Raw genomic sequence first — 16,190 nt, 5'->3', positions numbered from 1 at the left:
GCTGCGCGCCGCTTGGGCGAAGGCCCTTACTCCTCCGCCCCCGTATCGACCGCCAGCCGCTCGCGCCCCGGCCCCAGCCGCGAACCTGCCACGGGGGCCGCGGTCAGGCTGTCGAGGCCGATGGCGACGCGCGCATGGTCGCTGCCCGCGCATTCGCCGCAGCTGGGATCAAACGCCATCCAGCCGCGCCCTGCGACATGCGCCTCGGTCCAGGCGTGCGGCACCGCCAGCGCGTCTCCCTCGACCGAGCGATATCCCCAGACATAGCGTGCGGGTACGCCCATCGCGCGCAGCCCGGCGATCAGGATGTGCGCGGCATCGCGCGGAGCGTGGGTGGCGGCGTCGAACGCTTCGCGCGCGCTGCGCCCGTCATCGGGACCATCGCCGTCGAGCGTGATGTGCCGGAACAGCCCGCGATTGGCGCCGTGCAGGCGTTCGAGCGGGTCGCTGCTCTGCATCAGCGGCGCCAGGAACGCGACGAGATGGTCGTCGGCCAGCGTCCGGTCGGTCGTGCGCAGATACAGCTCCGGAGGAAACGGCTCGGTCGCGCCGCTGACGATGCCGTCGTCGCCTTGCCCGGTCAGCACTTCGCCCGACACCTCGATCTCGATGGCATCGATCGGCCCGTCGGCATACAGCATCGTCACCCGGTTGCCGAAGCCATCGCGCCCCTGCCGCAGCCGGGCGTCGCGGTCGACATCGATGCGCCAGTCGATCACCGTCTGCCCGTCGGTGTCCTCGGGGGTGAGGCGCAGCATCTGCACCAGGCGCAACTGCGCCTTGGTGAAGCTGTAACGGGTGCGATGATGGATTTTCAGCCGCATCACAAGAACCTGAACTGGCGTTTGATCGCCGCGTCGAGCAGCGCATTCTCGCGAATGAACGCCTGAAGATACTGGTGCAGCCCGCTGACGATCACTTCATGCGATCGCGTCCGCTGCAACCGCGCCGATCGCGCCCGCGCCATGCGATCGGCCTCGCCCTGCAGTCCCGTCCGTTTGCCGAGCAATCCCAGCATCTCGACCGTCTCCTCGACGCACGCCGCCAGCGAACGCGGCAGTTCGGGCCGCGCCAGCAGCAGGTCGATGACCAGCCCGGGCTTCAGCCCCTCGCTGTAGAGCCAGCGATATGCCGTAACCGCCGACACCGTCTGCAGGATCGTCGTCCACTGGTCGCGATCGACCACCCCGCCAACCGGCTCGCCTTCGGGCAGCAGCAGGTGATATTTGACATCGACCAGCCGCGCGGTGTTGTCGGCGCGCTCGACCGCCGCGCCCAGCCGGATGAACCACGTCGCCTCGTTGCGCATCATCCGGAACACCGCGCCTTCGAACCCGCGCGTCTCGGCCTTGATCGCCTCGACCAGACCCAGCGTCGCCATCGTCCCGCCCGGCCCGGCGCGGTTGTGGAACACCAGCCAGGCGCGGTTGATCGCGGTCCACGCCTCGCGCGTCAGCGCAGTGCGCACCGCGCGCGCGTTGTTGCGCGCGGATTCCAGACAGCGCACGATCGACGCCTTCTGATCGCGATCGATCGTCAGGAAGCGCGCGACATTGGCCTGGTTGATCGGCATGCCGGTCGCCTTGAACGCGTCGCTGGCATAGGTCACGGCCAGCGCGCTGTCCCAGGCCGCCTCCCCCGCCGGCCGCGCCGACAAGGCGTCGAGCCGCACCGTCGCCTCGACCAGTCGCGCGACGAAATCCGCGCGCTCGACATACCGGCCGAGCCAGTAGAGCGACGACGCCGCGCGTGAGAGCATCAACATGCCGGGCGTGCCCCCCTCATGACGGCAATTCCTGTTGCTGCACCATCGCTCCCAGCATCTGCACCTGCCTTGCGGCATCGTCGGGCAACAGCACGAAACTGTCCTTCGTCCCGCCGCCCTGGCTGGAATTGACCACCAGCGACCCTTCGCGCAGCGCCACGCGCGTCAATCCTCCCGGCACCACCTGCACGCCGTTCGATCCGGTCAGCAGGAACGGCCGGAAATCGACATGCCGCGGTGCGAGCCCGGCCTCCACCATCGTCGGAACGGTCGACAGCGCCAGCGTCGGCTGCGCGATATAGCGCTCGGGATGCGCGATCAGCGCCGCCCGGAACGTCTCGATCTCGGCCTTGCTCGCGGTCGGACCGACCAACATGCCATATCCGCCCGACCCGTCGACCAGCTTGACCACGACCTCGTCCAGATGCTCGAGCACATATTTCAGCGCCTGCGGCTCGCGGCAGCGCCATGTCTCGACATTGGGCAGCTTGGCCTCGCCGCCCGAATAGAAGCGCACGATCTCGGGCATGTAGCTGTAGATCGCCTTGTCGTCGGCGATGCCGTTGCCCGGCGCGTTCATCACCGTGACGTTGCCGGCACGGTACGCCGCGATCAGCCCCGGCACCCCCAGCAGCGAATCGGGACGGAACACCAGCGGGTCGAGGAAATCGTCGTCGATCCGGCGATAGATCACATCGACCTTCACGCGCCCGGCGATGGTCTGCATCCACACCACGTCGTCGTCGACGACCAAGTCGGCCGGCTCGACCAGTTCGACTCCCATGCTGTCGGCCAGGAAGCTGTGCTCGTAATATGCGGAATTGAAATGCCCGGGGGTCAGCACGACGCAGACCGGGTCCGAACCGCACCGATGCGGCACCACCGATCGCATCGTCTCCAGCAGCCGGTCGGGATAGCTGTCCACCGCCGCCACCCGAAAGGCGCGGAACAGTTCGGGGCACAGCCGGATCATCGCCTCGCGATTTTCCAGCATGTACGATACCCCCGACGGGGTCCGGGCATTGTCCTCCAGCACGAAGAAATCGTCCGGCCCCGTCCGCACCAGATCGATGCCGCAAATGTGCGCCCAGATATCGTGCGACGGCTTGATCCCCGCGACCTCGGGGCGGAATTGCGGATTGCCGAAGATCAGGTCGGGCGGCAGCACGCCCTCCTCGACGATGCGGCGATCGCCATAAATATCGTCGAGGAACGCGTTGATCGCCTCGACGCGCTGGATCAACCCTTGCGAGAGCCGCGCCCATTCGTCGGCAAGGAAGATGCGCGGCACGATATCGAACGGGATGATCCGCTCCGCCGCCTCGGCATCGCCGTAAACGGCGAAGGTAATGCCCAACTGGCGAAACGCGGTTTCGGCGGACTGGCGACGGCGATGCAGTTCGTCGGCCGGCGTGTCGGCGACCCACGTCGCCAGCGCCGCCAGCGCATCGCGCGGGTTGCCCGGTTCCCCGTGCCCCCAAAGCTCATCGAACGCGCCGAGTGTTCCCATCCGATCTCCCAACCCACACAGGTGGCTTGGGGTCCATGCTGATCAATATTGCTGCGCCGCACAAGGCTAAATGGTCAGGCTATCCGGCATATTTGACTGAGCACCCATAGGGCCGCGTCTCCGCTACCGATATTGGCTTGCCCGCGCGCATCTCGCCCAGGGCCGCCAGCACATGGTTGCGCGCGCCGGCGATATCGGCCTGGTCCGCGGTCGGCTTGTCGTCGATCCCGCCTTGATAGACCAGCGTGCCGCGGCCATCGATCACGTACAGATGCGGCGTCGTCTTGGCGGCATAGCCCTTGCCGACCACGCCCCGGGGATCGAGCAGATAGCGGGTCGGCTCCGCCTTCTGCTCGGCCATCAGCGCCTTGGCCTCAGCGCCCGACATATGCCCCTGCTTGCCCGGCGCACCCGAATTGATCGTCAGCCACACCGCGCCCTGCGCCCGCGCCGCCGCTTGCGTCTTCTGCATATTGCCGCCGCCATAATGTTTCTGCACGAACGGACAGCCGGGATTGTGCCATTCGAGCACCACGGTCTTGCCGGCGAAATCCGACAGCGCGACGGTGCGGCCATCGACATCGGTCAGCTTGAAATTGCCGGCCTTCTGCCCAGTCGTCTGCTGCGCGGTGCCCGGCACTGCCAGTGCCAGTGCGGCGGCACCGATCCAGATCAGCTTGGTCATCACGCAATCTCCTCGCTTGCGGTCACGTCCTCGTCGTCATCTTCCCGGCAAGTCGGTCAGCATCGCCTTGGTCAGCAGTTGCGGCAGGATACGCGGCCCCGGCTCGCCCGGCTCATACCACAGATACAGCGGCACCCCCGCGCGGTTATGCTGCTCGATGAAACGTCCCAGCGCCGGATCGCCGTCAGTCCAGTCGCCGACCAGCACCTGCACCTCGCCATCGGCGAACGCCTTGGCAACGTCGGCGGTCTCGATCGCGCTCTTCTCGTTGACCTTGCAGGTGATGCACCAATCGGCGGTGAAATAGGCGAAGATCGGACGCCCTTCGCCGCGCAGCTGGTCCAGCTTGGCCTGGGTGAAGGGCTGCGCATTGGCCGCCAGCATCGGTGCCGCCGCCGCCGGCTCGCGTTCGACCAGCATTACCGCACCCAGCGCGAGCAGCGCCGCGGCGGCGCTCGGTACCCACGCGCGCTGCGCCCCGCGCGCCTGGCGCCTGCCCATCCACCACAGCCCGACCGCTACGATCAGCGCAGCGCCGAGCCCCAGCGTCATGCCGTCGACTCCCGCCTGCCGCCCGAGCACCCAGGCGAGCGCCAGCGCGGTCAGGAACATCGGCACTGACAGCGCCTTGCGGAACCGGTCCATCCACGCACCCGGCCGCGGCAATCGCCGCCGTAGCGCCGGAACATATCCCAGCAGCAGGAACGGCAATGCGAGCCCCAGCCCCAGCCCGGCGAAGATGCCGAGCGCGAGCGGCCACGGCAGGACCAGCGCCGCGCCCAGCGCCACGCCCATGAACGGCCCGGTGCACGGCGTCGCGATGAATGCCGCGAGCGCGCCGGTCGCGAACGCCCCGCCGGTGCCGCCTCTGCTGCCGCTCGCCGCCGCCCGGTTGATCGCGCCCGGCGCCGACAGCTCGAACAGTCCCGCCAGGTTGAAGGCGATCGCAGTCGTCAGCAGCAACAGGATCAGGATCGCGCGCGGATCCTGGAGCTGGAAGGCCCATCCGGCGCTCGCCCCGGCCGCGCGCAGCGCCAGCAGCACCGCACCGAGTGCCACGCAGGTCAGGATCACGCCTGCGGTATAGGCTCGCGCTTCGCCGCGCGCGGTATCCTCATCGATACCGCCGCGCGCCAGGCTCAGCGCCTTCAGGCTCAGAATCGGGAACACGCACGGCATGATGTTGAGGATCAGCCCTCCCAGCAGCGCCCCGCCCAGCGCCAGCAGCGCAGACGCCCAGTCGATCTCTGCCGCATGCTCCGGCCCGGCGGCGACGATGCCGGGCACCGCGCGCAACGACAGCCCTCGGCCGCCACCGACCGACAGCACGCCATCGATCGGCGGTCCGCCCGCCCCCGACGCGGCAGTCTCGATCAACAACAGGTCGCCGCTTCGCGTGACGGCCTGCGGCGCCGCGAAATTGACGGTTCCGGCGCTGGCGGGAAAGAAATACGCATCGATCGCCGCCGCTTCGGCGGGGAACGGCACTGCAAGACGAAACCCGCCCTCGGCGACCTGATAGGTGGCCTCGCTTCCCAGCGGCTTGGGCAGCGCCGCGCGCCACCGGTCGAAACGCGCACGCCGTGCGGGCGCGATCGCGCCGTCGCCGATCGTCAGCACCGTCTCCAGCTGCGCGCTTTCCGGCACGCAGATCTCGTCGGTGCACACCAGATAGTCGCTCTTGACCCGCACCGGCAGCCGCGTTCCCGGCGCCAGCCCCGCCGGGATCTTCAGCGTCGCGAATTGTGCGAACGGCCCTTCATAGACGTAGTTCATCAGCCCGGCGATCAGCAGCCGTTGCGGCACCGGATAGTCGAGCGGCCCCGCCGTGACGCCTTGCGGCAGCGTCCAGTCGAGCGTCGTCTCGATCCCGGCATCGCCCGGATTCTTCCAATATCCGTGCCAGCCGGGTTCGGGTACCGATGCGAAGGCCAGCGCCACCTCGCTGCCGGCGGCGGGGGTATCGGTCTCGGCGATCAGTTCGATGGCGATGTGGCGCGTGTTCCCGGGCACCTGCGCCGCCGCCGGGCTCGCCAGCACCAGCGTGACGAACGCGCACAAAAATGTCACGAAGCTGAAACGCATACCACCCATCACTCGCCCGTCATTCGCACCCGATGCCGTCGTTCGACCATAGCGACCCCGCACTCCTTTGCCACTCCCGGAGCACCCATGTCCCGCCTCACCTTGATTCTCTCCGCCTCGCTGTGCGCTGCGGTCGCCTCGCCTGTCGCCGCGCAGGAAGCGCCCGTTCCCGAACGACCCCGGCTGATCGTCGCGATCGCGGTCGATCAATTCTCCGCCGACCTGTTCGATCAATATCGCAGCCATGTTACCGGCGGGTTGGCACGGCTGGCTCGGGGCGTGGTGTTTCCCTCGGGCTACCAGCCGCATTCGGCGACCGAGACCTGTCCGGGTCATGCCACCATCCTGACCGGCAGCTGGCCGTCGCGCACCGGCATCATCGCCAACGACTGGATCGACCTCGACACAGCACGCGAGGACAAGACGGTCTATTGCCTGGAGGACGAGAGCGTTCCCGGCAGCAACTCCGATCATTACACCGTCTCGCCGAAGCATCTGCGCATGCCGACTTTGGGCGACCGGATGAAGGCGGTCGCGCCCGCCACGCGCGTCGTGGCGGTTTCGGGCAAGGATCGCGGCGCCGTCGCGATGGGTGGCAAAGGCGCAGACCAGACCTGGTGGTGGGGCGGCAAGGGCTTTGTCGGCTATGTCGGTGCACCGGTGCCCAACACCGTCACCCGGACCAATGCCGCGGTGACCAAGCGGATCGCGACCGCGCAGCCCGCGCTCGCCTTGCCCGCCTATTGCCAGCCGCTCGACCGTGCGATCCCTGTCGGCGGCGGCAGGACCGTCGGCACGGGCCGATTCGCGCGAGCGGCGGGCAACGCGTCGGCCTTCGCCAATTCTCCCGAAAAGGATGCCGCGACCCTCGCGCTGGCGGCTGCCTTCGTCCAGGACCTGCAGCTCGGCCAGCGCAGCACCACCGACCTGCTCGCGGTCAGCCTGTCGGCGACCGACCATGTCGGCCACAGCTATGGCACCAACGGCGCCGAGATGTGCCTTCAACTGACATCGCTCGACCGCGATCTCGGCAATTTCTTCGACGTGCTCGACGCCACCGGGATCGACTATGCCGTCGTCCTCACCGCCGACCATGGCGGCCACGACCTGCCCGAGCGCAACCGCCAGCTCGGCATCGCCGATGCCCAGCGCGTCGATCCGGCATTGGCGCCGTCCGCGGTCGGAAAGATCGTCGCCGGAAAGCTCGGGCTCGCCGAAAATCCGCTGTTCGGCGGCACCGGCGGCGACATCTGGATCGATCCGAAGCTGACGAGCGATCAGCGCGCGGAGATCACCGCGGCGACCGTCGCTCATTATCGCGCCCAGCCGCAGGTCGCGGCGATCCTGACCCGCGCCGAGATCGAGGCGACGCCGCGCCCCACTGCGTCGCCCGAATTGTGGACCGTCGCCGAGCGCGCGCGCGCCACCTATGTCCCGGACCGTTCCGGCGACCTGATGCTGGCGCTCAAGCCCCACGTCACGCCGATCCCCCACGGCTCGCGCGGATCGGTGGCGACGCACGGAAGCTTCTGGGACTATGACCGCCGCGTACCGATCCTGTTCTGGCGCGAGGGGCTGGTCGGGTTCGAGCAGCCGGTGCCGGTCCAGGTCGCCGACATCCTGCCCAGCCTGGCCGGCTGGGCCGGTATCACCGTGCCGTCCAACGAGATCGACGGCACCTGCCGCGACCTGATCGCCGGCCCGCAGAGCAGCTGCCGCTGATCGAATCCATCACCCGGGGGTCGGGTTCTGGCCGTCCCCCAGCATCCGGATGATGCCGGAGAAATCGATCCCCGCATTCCCCGCCTCGGCAAAGCGCTGGTAGAGTTCGGCGGCGCGCGCACCCATCGGCGTATCGGCCCCGACCTGCGTTGCCGCCTCCATCGCCAGCCGCAGATCCTTGAGCATCAGCGCCGCCGCGAACCCGCCTTGATAGTCGTGGTCGGCGGGCGTCTCCGGCCCGACCCCCGGCAGCGGCGCATAGCTCGTCATCGACCAGCTCTGTCCGGAAGACACGCTGGCGATATCGAAGAATTTCTGCGGATCGAGACCCAGTTTGTCCGCCAGCAGGAACGCTTCGCAGGTCGCGATCATCGTCGCGCCCAGCAGCATGTTGTTGCATACCTTCGCCGCTTGCCCCGCACCGCTCGCGCCCGCGTGGATCACTGCCTTGCCCATGTTCGACAGGAACGGCTCGGCGCGCTCGAACCCGGCCTGGCTGCCGCCGACCATGAAGGTCAGCGTCCCGGCCGCTGCCGCCGCGATCCCGCCCGACACCGGCGCGTCGACCGCGGTCAACCCCTTGGCGGATGCTGCTTCGGCCACGCGCTTGGCTGTCTCCACGTCGATCGTCGAGCAGTCGATCAGCACCGCCGCGGTATCGGCGATGCCGAACACCGCATCCTGATAGACCTGCTCGACATGCGTCCCCGCGGGCAGCATCGTCACCACCGCCTCGGCGCCCTCGGCAGCTTCGGCCGCGCTGGCGACCGGCAGGCACCCCGCCTTCTTGGCCCGCGCCAGCGCGTCTTCCGACAGGTCGAACGCGCGCACGTCATGGCCATTTTTCGCCAGGTTCGCGGCCATCCCGCCGCCCATATTGCCCAGCCCGATAAACCCTACGCGTGCCATGTCATTTGCCCTTCCACTGGCCGGGGCGTTTCTCGACGAATGCCGCCATGCCTTCTGTCTGGTCGTCGCTGCCGAACAGCCCGTTGAACAGCCGCCGCTCGAACTGCACCCCCTGCGCCAGCGGCATCTCGAACGCGGCGTTCACCATTTCCTTGTTCGCGAGCACCGCCAGCGGCGCCATTCCGGCGATGGTCGCCGCCGTCTTCACCGCTTCCTCGACCAGATCGGCAGCGGGCACGATGCGCGACACCAGCCCGGCGCGCTCGGCTTCCTCGGCGCCCATCATCCGCCCGGTCAGCACCATCTCCATCGCCTTGGCCTTGCCGACTGCGTGCGCCAGCCGCTGCGACCCACCCATGCCCGGCGACACCGCCAGCTTGATCTCGGGCTGCCCGAATTGCGCGGTATCGGCGGCGAGGATGAAGTCGCACATCATCGCCAGTTCGCATCCGCCGCCCAGCGCATAGCCGGCGACCGCCGCGATCACCGGCTTGCGCGTGCGCGCGAACTGTTCCCAGCCCGAGAAATGATTGCTGCCGTACATCTCGGCGAACCCCATCGCCGACATCTCCTTGATGTCGGCCCCGGCCGCGAACGCCTTTTCGCTGCCGGTGATGACGGCACAGCCCTGCCCCTCATCGGCGTCGAATGCCGCCAGCGCATCCAGCAGTTCGGCCAGCACCTGCGCATTGAGCGCATTGAGCGCCTTGGGCCGGTCGAGCGTGATGAGCGTAACCCGCTCGCGCTGTTCGACGTGGATGGTTTCGTAAGCGGACATGTCAGTCTCCAGTCTCAAATGGCCGCGCCGTCACGGCAAGCCGTGCTCCGGCGCAGGCAGGAGCGTTGCGTGGCGTGCGCGCCATTCGTGGCCAAGGCTCCTGCCTGCGCAGGAGTACCGATGTATCTTAGCTCCAAATCAGGGATTCCATTCCTGATCGGCCGGAAGCGGCGCAAATATCTGGTCGATCAGATGTCCGGTCACGTCCTCCGGCGTCTCGGGCTGCCAGCGCGGCGCATTGTCCTTGTCGACGATCACCGCGCGCACGCCTTCGATGAAGTCGTGCCGCTGGACGACATGGCTCGCCACCGCGAATTCCTGCCGCATCTCGTCTTCGAAAGTCGGCATCGTCCTGCCGTCGAGCAGCAGCTTGAGCGACACCTTCATCGTCTGCGGCGACTTGGTATCCAGCGTGGCCAGCGTTTGCGTCGCCCACTCCCCGCCATCCTCGCGCAGCGCAGCATAGATATCCTCCAGCCGATCGCTGGCGAACAGCCGGTCGATCGCGTCGCGGTGCGTCAGGATGCGGGCGTCCGGCGCGGGGGAAGACGCTTCCGCCAATATTTCTTCGATCGCCTGAGGATCGCCCGCGATCCGCGCCTTCGCGTCATCGAGCGCTTCGGCACGACAATAATGCGTCGCCAGGCCTAGCGCGAGACACTCCGCCCCATCGAGCCTTGCACCGGTCAGCGCCAGATACTGCCCGATCCGACCCGGCAGCCGCGACAGATACCAGCCGCCACCGACATCGGGGAACAGCCCGATCCCGGTTTCGGGCATCGCTAATTTGGTGTTCTCGGTCGCGACGCGGAAGCGGGCGGGTTGCGAAATGCCGACCCCGCCGCCCATCGTGATCCCGTCCATGAATGCGGCGATCGGCTTGGCATAGGTGAACAGCCGGTGATTCATCCGGTACTCGGCGCGAAAGAAAGCGCGCGCCGCCGCTCCGTCGCCGGCCCCGCTCTCGGCGATCATGCGGATGTCGCCGCCCGCGCAGAACCCGCGGCCCTCGGCATGGTCGATCAGCACCGCCTCGATCGCCAGATCGTCCCGCCACGCCTCGAGCGCGTCGACCACCGCCTCGCACATCGCCGTCGTCAGCGCATGGATCGCCTTGGGCCGGTTGAGCCGAATGCGGCCGACCTTGCCGTCGGTATCGATCAGGACGTCGGTCATCCCTGCCGCACCAGATCGCGTCCGACGATCATCCGCATCACCTGGTTGGTTCCTTCCAGGATCGAATGCACCCGCAGGTCGCGCCAGAAGCGTTCGATCGGATAGTCCTGCAGATAGCCGTAGCCGCCGTGCAGTTGCAGCGCGTCGTTGACGATCTTCGATCCCGAATCGGTCGCCAGCCGCTTGGCCATCGCCGCGAACCGCGTCTTGTCGGGCGCGTTCGCCGTCACCTTGGCCGCAGCGACGTAGAGCAGCGCGCGCGCCGCCTCCAGATCGGTCGCCATGTCGGCCAGCATGAACTGCGTATTCTGGAACTCGGCGATCGGCTGGCCGAATTGCTGGCGATCCTTGGTATAGGCGATGCTTTCGTCGAGGCAGCGCTGCGCCCCGCCCAGCGAGCACGCGCCGATGTTGAGCCGCCCGCCGTCGAGACCCATCATCGCGATGCGAAAGCCCTCGCCCTCGCCGCCGACCAGATTCTCGATCGGAACGCGGACCTCCTCGAGGATAACCTGGCGCGTCGGCTGCGAATGCCAGCCGAGCTTCTTCTCGTTCGCACCGAAACTGACGCCCGGCATGTCCTTCTCGATCGCCAGGCACGAAATGCCCTTCGGACCGTCCTCGCCGGTGCGCACCATCACCAGATACAGCTCGTTCTCGCCGCCGCCGGAAATGAACTGCTTGCTGCCAGTCACGACATAATGGTCGCCGTCGCGCACCGCGCGCGTCTTGAGCGCGGCGGCGTCGGACCCCGACGACGGTTCTGTGAGGCAATAGGACGCGATCCAGTCCATCGCCACGAGCCGCGGCAGATACTTCTCCTTGACCGTTTGGCTCCCGAACCGGTCGAGCATCCACGCCGCCATGTTGTGGATCGAAATGAACGCGCTGGTCGATGGGCAACCATAGGCCATGGCTTCCATGATCAGCGCGGATTCGAGCCGCCCCAGACCGATCCCGCCCGACTCCTCGGAGACGTAGATCGCCGCAAAGCCAAGCTCCGCCGCCGCCTTGATCGTGTCGCGCGGAAACAGGTGCTTCTCGTCCCATTCCGCCGCGAACGGAGTGATGCGGTCAGCGGTGAAACGCCGCGCGAGCTCCTGGATCTCGCGCTGGTCGTCCGTGAGGTCGAACTGATTGGTCATGCGCCACTTCCGTCGGGACATTTGGTGTAGGTGATGAGCGGGGTGTCCTTCTCGCTGCGCCGCATCGTGCGGCCGTCGTCGCCGATCACCAGCATCGTGCGCCGCTGCCATGTCTGACCTTCGCCGGTGAAGCTCAGGTCGAGCTGCAACTCGCGCTCGGACACGCGCTCGATCCGTTGCGGCACCGCGACCGATTCGTAGAAGGTCAGCCGGTCGGCCTCGATATCGAGGCGGCGGTCCGAAGAATCCGCGCACGACCCGCCCTGCCCGGCCCAGCGTCCGCGCCAAGCCGCCGGGATCGCCGCCAGGCTGCCGTCCGCATTGACGCGATCGGGCTCGGCGCTAGGCGCGGGCGCGGGCGCAGCGTCGTTCGCCATTGGCGGCACGAAATCGAGCGCCGCCTGGTTCTCGATGATCGGCGACGTGCCCTGCTGCGTCGTGCTCTGCGGCTGCGCGCTGTCCGGCTGGGCGGTGGGTTCGGGCACTGGCGGCTCCTCGGGGGCAGTTCCGCCGCACGCCGCAAGCGCGAGGCAGGCTGGAATGGCAAGGCTGCGGATCACGGAGCTTCCTCCTTCAGCACGCGCTGCGCGAACAGGGCGTCGAGCACGCGCGTGTCGTTGCGCTCGTACCAACGCGGCGCGGGCAATCCTTTCTCCCAGGCGATCGCCTCGGTCAGCGTTCCCTGCGCCGACGGCACATCGACGTCCGCCGCGCGCGCCGCGATCGGATCGGCATAGGCGGCGTCGGCGGTGATGATCGTCCAGCCGTTGGCCTTCAGCGCCGCGACCAGATCGGCGACGTACAGTGCCGCAATATCCGTCTCGTGCAGCAGCATGACCTGCGCGATCGGATGCCCGACGGTCTCGATCGCCAGCGCCTCGTTGAACTCGGCCGCCTCGACATGGCTCTCGACATACAGGTCGCGCAAGCCGTCCATGTCGATGGGCTTGCCCGCCGCCTTTGCCGCCAGCGTCAGCGCCTCGATATGCCAGTCCGACGCGTCGGCAGTGACATAGCCGTTGGCGAGCCCGCGCTGCGCCAGCCCGGCCCGCACCGCGTCGCGCTTGGCCTTGTCGTCGCGGCCTTCGTTCAGGAACGGAAAGCGAAACCACGGCCGATGTCCCGGCTGCCGCTTCAGCCACTCCTCGGCGCGATCGATGTTGGCGAGATACTCGGCCGCGCTGAGATCGGTAAGCGCGGGGTGCGAGAAGCTGTGATTGGCGATGACATGCCCCGCCCGGACATAGGCGGCGATGCGCGTCTCGCCGCCGGCCACCGCCGGATCGGCCAGCGACCCCGGATTGACGAAGAACGCCGCCTGTTCGACGCCCGCCTCGTCGAGCGCCGCGATCAATCGCGCGCCGCGCTCCTCGACGCTCATGAACGCCCCCGCCCCGCGCGGCACGTCGTCGAAGGTGAGCGCGATGCGCTTCTGCGCGGCGGCGGGGCCGGGCACCAAGGTTGCCAAAGCCAAAATCAGGAGTACGAAACCGAAAAACCTGATTAGCCTATCGATGTGGAAAAGGTCCCGACCGTCTATATCGTCGCCAGCCAGCGTAACGGCACGGTCTACACCGGCGTGACCTCGGACCTCATGGCGCGCATTCATCAGCATCGTACAAAGGCTTTCAAAGGCTTCACCGCAAAACATAGCTGCGACCGACTCGTCTGGTTTGAAGTCCACGAGACGATGGCATCGGCGATCCTGCGCGAAAAGCAGGTCAAGAATTGGCGACGCGATTGGAAACTCGCGCTGATCGAGCAGGATAATCCACGCTGGTACGACCTTGCCGAGACCCTCGGCTTCGAGCCGCTCATTGCGCCCCAGCCGTCATCCCGGACTTGATCCGGGATCCAGAGCCGCAAGCGATCACGCCAGCGACTCTGGATCCTGACCTTCGTCAGGATGACGGAAATGACGGAAACGGCCAACGCCCTCACCCCATCGTCGGAATGACGAACGCGTTGGCGGCGTCGCCGACCCCGCCATCCGGCCAGCGCTGCGTCACCGTCTTGACCTTGGTCCAGAACTTGACGCCTTCCATGCCGTGCTGGTTGGTGTCGCCGAACGCGCTGCGCTTCCATCCGCCGAAGGTGTGATACGCGACCGGCACCGGGATCGGCACGTTGATCCCGACCATTCCGACATTGACCCGCGCCGCGAATTCACGCGCGGCGTGGCCGTTGCGGGTGAAGATCGCGACGCCATTGCCATACTGATGCTCGCTCGGCAGCCGCACCGCAGTCTCGAAATCGGGCGCGCGCACGATCTGCAGCACCGGCCCGAAAATCTCCTCCTTGTACGCCGACATCTCCGGCGTGACCCGGTCGAACAGCGTCGGGCCGACGAAGAAACCTTCCTCATGCCCCTGCAAGCTGAACCCGCGCCCGTCGACGACCAGTTCGGCGCCTTCGTCGACGCCGGTCTGGATCCAGGTCTCGATGCGCTGCTTGTGCGCGGCGTTCACCACCGGGCCGTAATGCGCCTCGCTGTCGGTCGAGACTCCGACGCGCAGCTTCTCGATCGCCGGGATGAGCTTTTCGCGCAGGCGATCGGCGGTCTCCTCGCCGACCGGCACCACCACCGGCAGCGCCATGCATCGCTCGCCCGCCGATCCGAACGCCGCGCCCGACAGGTCGTGCACCACCTGGTCGAGATCGGCATCAGGCATGACGATGCCGTGATTCTTGGCCCCGCCCATCGCCTGCACGCGCTTGCCCGCCGCGACGCCGCGCCGATAGACATAATGCGCGATGTCCGAGCTTCCCACGAAGCTCACCGCCGCAATCGCCGGATGGTCGAGGATCGCGTCGACCATCTCCTTGTCGCCATGCACGACCTGGAGGATACCCTCGGGCAACCCGGCCTCACGGAACAGCTCGGCCAGCCGCACCGGCACCGACGGGTCGCGCTCGCTCGGCTTGAGGATGAAGGCGTTGCCGGTCGCGATCGCCACCCCCGACATCCATAGAGGGATCATCGCCGGAAAGTTGAACGGCGTGATGCCCGCGCCAATGCCGAGCGGCTGGCGCATCGAATAGACGTCGATCCCCGGCCCCGCGCCCTGGGTATATTCGCCCTTGAGCACGTGCGGGATGCCGCAGCAGAATTCGATCACCTCCAGCCCGCGCTGAACGTCGCCCTTCGAATCGGCGATGACCTTGCCATGTTCGGACGAAAGCAGCGCGGCGAGCTCGTCCATATTGGCCTCGACCAGCCGCTTGAACTCGAACATCACCCGCGCGCGTCGCTGCGGGTTGGTGGCCGCCCAGCCTGGTTGCGCCGCCTGTGCCGCGGCTACCGCGGCGTCGAGTGTGGTCTGGTCGCCGAGCCGGACCTCTGCCTGGATCTTGCCGGTATTCGGATCATACACCGGTGAAGTCCGTCCACCGCCGCCGCCCGCACCGCCGACGATCAGATGGTCGATCGTGCGCATGTCGCTCTCCTGAAATATTGTTGCGCCCTATCTAGCCGCTGGCGGGCCAAGGGCAACCGCGGATGCGCCGATCTAGTGCTGCCGCTGCGCCCATTCGCGCGCGAGCAGGCCATAGATCGCACTGTCGCGAACGCCGATGTGCGTTTCCCATTCCTCGCGCAGCACGCCTTCCAACTTGAAGCCGAGCGCTTCGATCAGCGCCACCGAACCGCGATTGTCGGGGTCGATGTCGGCGAACACGCGGCGCATGCCTTCGACTTCGAACAGATAGTCGAGCAGCCCGCTCGCCGCCTCGCGCGCGATGCCCCCGCCCCAGTGCGCCCGGCCGAGAAGATATCCGAGCTCGATCACCTTCGCACGCCGCAGCCCTGCAGACACCCAGCCGATCGCGGTATCGCTGCCATCCAGCGTGATCGCCCAGCTGCGCCACGGCCCGTCGCTGGCGCGCGGCGTGATATAGTCGCGCGTCGTCTCGACGCTGGCCTGCGGCGCGCTCGACCACCATGTCATCAGCGCTGCGTCCGACAGGATCGGGTGCAGCGCATCGGCATCGTCACCGCGCAGCGCGCGCAGGCGCAGTCGCCGCGTGGCGAGAACCGGCGTGTCGGTCAGCGGGCGAGCCGGTGCTGCCCGAACGACGCGCGCGCCGGATCGGGCGCGGCGATCGCCGCGGCAAGGTCACCATTATGCGCGCGCACCATGCCCGGCAGCATCGCCAGGTCGGCCAGCCACCACAGGAACCACGCCGCCAGCGCGACCCCGCCGATGACGATGATCAGCGTCGCCCAGCCGAGCACGAACAACATCGCCTGCAGCGCGCCGCTCAGCGTACGCCCGAGGTAGAAGCGATGCGCGCCGAGCCCGCCCAGCACCAGCCACAGCGCCGCTGCCACCCGGATCGACTTGCGATTGGCGGCATAGACCGGGTGCGGAAACAAGCGGACGTCGCGACTCATCATAGCCTCCTCGATACGGTGT

The 16,190-nt window shown here is 67.6% G+C and carries 15 protein-coding genes and 1 pseudogene; 2 read left to right on the top strand and 14 right to left on the bottom strand.

All coding sequences use genetic code 11. The features are described from left to right. Positions 1-26 precede the first annotated feature (26 nt). From FHY50_RS02290 to FHY50_RS02270, 5 genes are all read right to left on the bottom strand, one after another. The gene (locus FHY50_RS02290) at positions 27-824 is read right to left on the bottom strand and encodes a transglutaminase family protein (protein ID WP_140046772.1); all 798 of its coding nucleotides are present in this window, start codon (positions 822-824) and stop codon (positions 27-29) included. Continuing rightward, positions 824-1,759, bottom strand: coding sequence for an alpha-E domain-containing protein (locus tag FHY50_RS02285; RefSeq protein ID WP_180345128.1), 936 nt, complete (start codon positions 1,757-1,759; stop codon positions 824-826). The genes FHY50_RS02290 and FHY50_RS02285 overlap by 1 nt, the downstream gene beginning before the upstream one ends. A 22-nt stretch (positions 1,760-1,781) precedes the next feature. Beyond that, complete coding sequence (locus FHY50_RS02280) at positions 1,782-3,275, bottom strand: circularly permuted type 2 ATP-grasp protein (protein ID WP_140046770.1); 1,494 nt, start codon at positions 3,273-3,275, stop codon at positions 1,782-1,784. A gap of 79 nt (positions 3,276-3,354) precedes the next feature. After that, on the bottom strand, positions 3,355-3,960 hold the full coding sequence (locus FHY50_RS02275) for a redoxin domain-containing protein (RefSeq protein WP_140046769.1): 606 nt from the start codon (positions 3,958-3,960) through the stop codon (positions 3,355-3,357). Positions 3,961-3,996: 36 nt separating this feature from the next. Further along, the gene (locus tag FHY50_RS02270) at positions 3,997-6,054 is read right to left on the bottom strand and encodes a protein-disulfide reductase DsbD family protein (RefSeq protein ID WP_140046768.1); all 2,058 of its coding nucleotides are present in this window, start codon (positions 6,052-6,054) and stop codon (positions 3,997-3,999) included. 78 nt (positions 6,055-6,132) lie between these two features. On the opposite strand from FHY50_RS02270, the gene FHY50_RS02265 reads away from it, so the two are divergent. Continuing rightward, positions 6,133-7,767 carry an alkaline phosphatase family protein gene (locus tag FHY50_RS02265; protein WP_140046767.1) on the top strand — a complete coding sequence of 545 codons (1,635 nt, stop codon included), beginning with the start codon at positions 6,133-6,135 and terminating at the stop codon, positions 7,765-7,767. Between the two features lie 9 nt (positions 7,768-7,776). Here FHY50_RS02265 and mmsB read toward each other — a convergent pair. The 6 genes and pseudogenes from mmsB to FHY50_RS02235 form a co-directional block, all read right to left on the bottom strand. Next, a pseudogene (mmsB, locus tag FHY50_RS02260) lies at positions 7,777-8,685 on the bottom strand (3-hydroxyisobutyrate dehydrogenase); the annotation flags it as partial. Next, positions 8,678-9,454 carry an enoyl-CoA hydratase gene (locus FHY50_RS02255; RefSeq protein WP_140046765.1) on the bottom strand — a complete coding sequence of 259 codons (777 nt, stop codon included), beginning with the start codon at positions 9,452-9,454 and terminating at the stop codon, positions 8,678-8,680. The gene FHY50_RS02255 and the pseudogene mmsB, both read right to left, overlap by 8 nt. Positions 9,455-9,592: 138 nt before the next feature. Beyond that, positions 9,593-10,630: an enoyl-CoA hydratase/isomerase family protein gene (locus FHY50_RS02250; RefSeq protein WP_140046764.1), complete on the bottom strand. Its 1,038-nt coding sequence runs from the start codon at positions 10,628-10,630 to the stop codon at positions 9,593-9,595. Next, on the bottom strand, positions 10,627-11,775 hold the full coding sequence (locus tag FHY50_RS02245) for an acyl-CoA dehydrogenase family protein (protein WP_140046763.1): 1,149 nt from the start codon (positions 11,773-11,775) through the stop codon (positions 10,627-10,629). The genes FHY50_RS02250 and FHY50_RS02245 overlap by 4 nt, the downstream gene beginning before the upstream one ends. Next, the gene (locus FHY50_RS02240) at positions 11,772-12,335 is read right to left on the bottom strand and encodes a hypothetical protein (RefSeq protein WP_140046762.1); all 564 of its coding nucleotides are present in this window, start codon (positions 12,333-12,335) and stop codon (positions 11,772-11,774) included. Before FHY50_RS02240 ends, FHY50_RS02245 begins: the two co-directional genes overlap by 4 nt. Beyond that, positions 12,332-13,231, bottom strand: a complete 900-nt coding sequence (locus FHY50_RS02235) for a polysaccharide deacetylase family protein (RefSeq protein ID WP_244935280.1) — start codon at positions 13,229-13,231, stop codon at positions 12,332-12,334. Before FHY50_RS02235 ends, FHY50_RS02240 begins: the two co-directional genes overlap by 4 nt. A 60-nt stretch (positions 13,232-13,291) precedes the next feature. On the opposite strand from FHY50_RS02235, the gene FHY50_RS02230 reads away from it, so the two are divergent. Continuing rightward, positions 13,292-13,621, top strand: a complete 330-nt coding sequence (locus tag FHY50_RS02230) for a GIY-YIG nuclease family protein (protein ID WP_140046760.1) — start codon at positions 13,292-13,294, stop codon at positions 13,619-13,621. Positions 13,622-13,712: 91 nt separating this feature from the next. Here the strand turns inward: FHY50_RS02230 and FHY50_RS02225 are convergent, their stop codons facing one another. The 3 genes from FHY50_RS02225 to FHY50_RS02215 all read right to left on the bottom strand — a co-directional run bounded on the left by FHY50_RS02225 (position 13,713) and on the right by FHY50_RS02215 (position 16,168). After that, positions 13,713-15,212 carry a CoA-acylating methylmalonate-semialdehyde dehydrogenase gene (locus tag FHY50_RS02225; RefSeq protein WP_140046759.1) on the bottom strand — a complete coding sequence of 500 codons (1,500 nt, stop codon included), beginning with the start codon at positions 15,210-15,212 and terminating at the stop codon, positions 13,713-13,715. 72 nt (positions 15,213-15,284) lie between these two features. Then, a complete protein-coding gene (locus FHY50_RS02220) occupies positions 15,285-15,785 on the bottom strand; it encodes a GNAT family N-acetyltransferase (protein WP_337250276.1) in 501 nt (166 codons plus the stop codon). A gap of 35 nt (positions 15,786-15,820) precedes the next feature. Next, positions 15,821-16,168, bottom strand: coding sequence for a TM2 domain-containing protein (locus FHY50_RS02215; protein ID WP_140046757.1), 348 nt, complete (start codon positions 16,166-16,168; stop codon positions 15,821-15,823). Positions 16,169-16,190 lie beyond the last annotated feature (22 nt).

The sequence above is a fragment of the Sphingomonas japonica genome (assembly GCF_006346325.1).
GTDB lineage: Bacteria > Pseudomonadota > Alphaproteobacteria > Sphingomonadales > Sphingomonadaceae > Sphingomonas > Sphingomonas japonica.
Note: the sequence above shows the minus strand (reverse complement) of the source record. Positions and strands in the feature narration are given on the sequence as shown.

Bases quoted from the DNA above. Each gene is read 5' to 3' on its own strand.
- FHY50_RS02275 (WP_140046769.1), bottom strand. From the start codon at position 3,960: ATGACCAAGCTGATCTGGATCGGTGCCGCCGCACTGGCACTGGCAGTG.
- FHY50_RS02265 (WP_140046767.1), top strand. From the start codon at position 6,133: ATGTCCCGCCTCACCTTGATTCTCTCCGCCTCGCTGTGCGCTGCGGTC.
- FHY50_RS02255 (WP_140046765.1), bottom strand. From the start codon at position 9,454: ATGTCCGCTTACGAAACCATCCACGTCGAACAGCGCGAGCGGGTTACG.
- FHY50_RS02280 (WP_140046770.1), bottom strand. From the start codon at position 3,275: ATGGGAACACTCGGCGCGTTCGATGAGCTTTGGGGGCACGGGGAACCG.
- FHY50_RS02285 (WP_180345128.1), bottom strand. From the start codon at position 1,759: ATGCTCTCACGCGCGGCGTCGTCGCTCTACTGGCTCGGCCGGTATGTC.
- FHY50_RS02225 (WP_140046759.1), bottom strand. From the start codon at position 15,212: ATGCGCACGATCGACCATCTGATCGTCGGCGGTGCGGGCGGCGGCGGT.
- FHY50_RS02215 (WP_140046757.1), bottom strand. From the start codon at position 16,168: ATGAGTCGCGACGTCCGCTTGTTTCCGCACCCGGTCTATGCCGCCAAT.
- FHY50_RS02250 (WP_140046764.1), bottom strand. From the start codon at position 10,630: ATGACCGACGTCCTGATCGATACCGACGGCAAGGTCGGCCGCATTCGG.
- FHY50_RS02245 (WP_140046763.1), bottom strand. From the start codon at position 11,775: ATGACCAATCAGTTCGACCTCACGGACGACCAGCGCGAGATCCAGGAG.
- FHY50_RS02270 (WP_140046768.1), bottom strand. From the start codon at position 6,054: ATGGGTGGTATGCGTTTCAGCTTCGTGACATTTTTGTGCGCGTTCGTC.
- FHY50_RS02290 (WP_140046772.1), bottom strand. From the start codon at position 824: ATGCGGCTGAAAATCCATCATCGCACCCGTTACAGCTTCACCAAGGCG.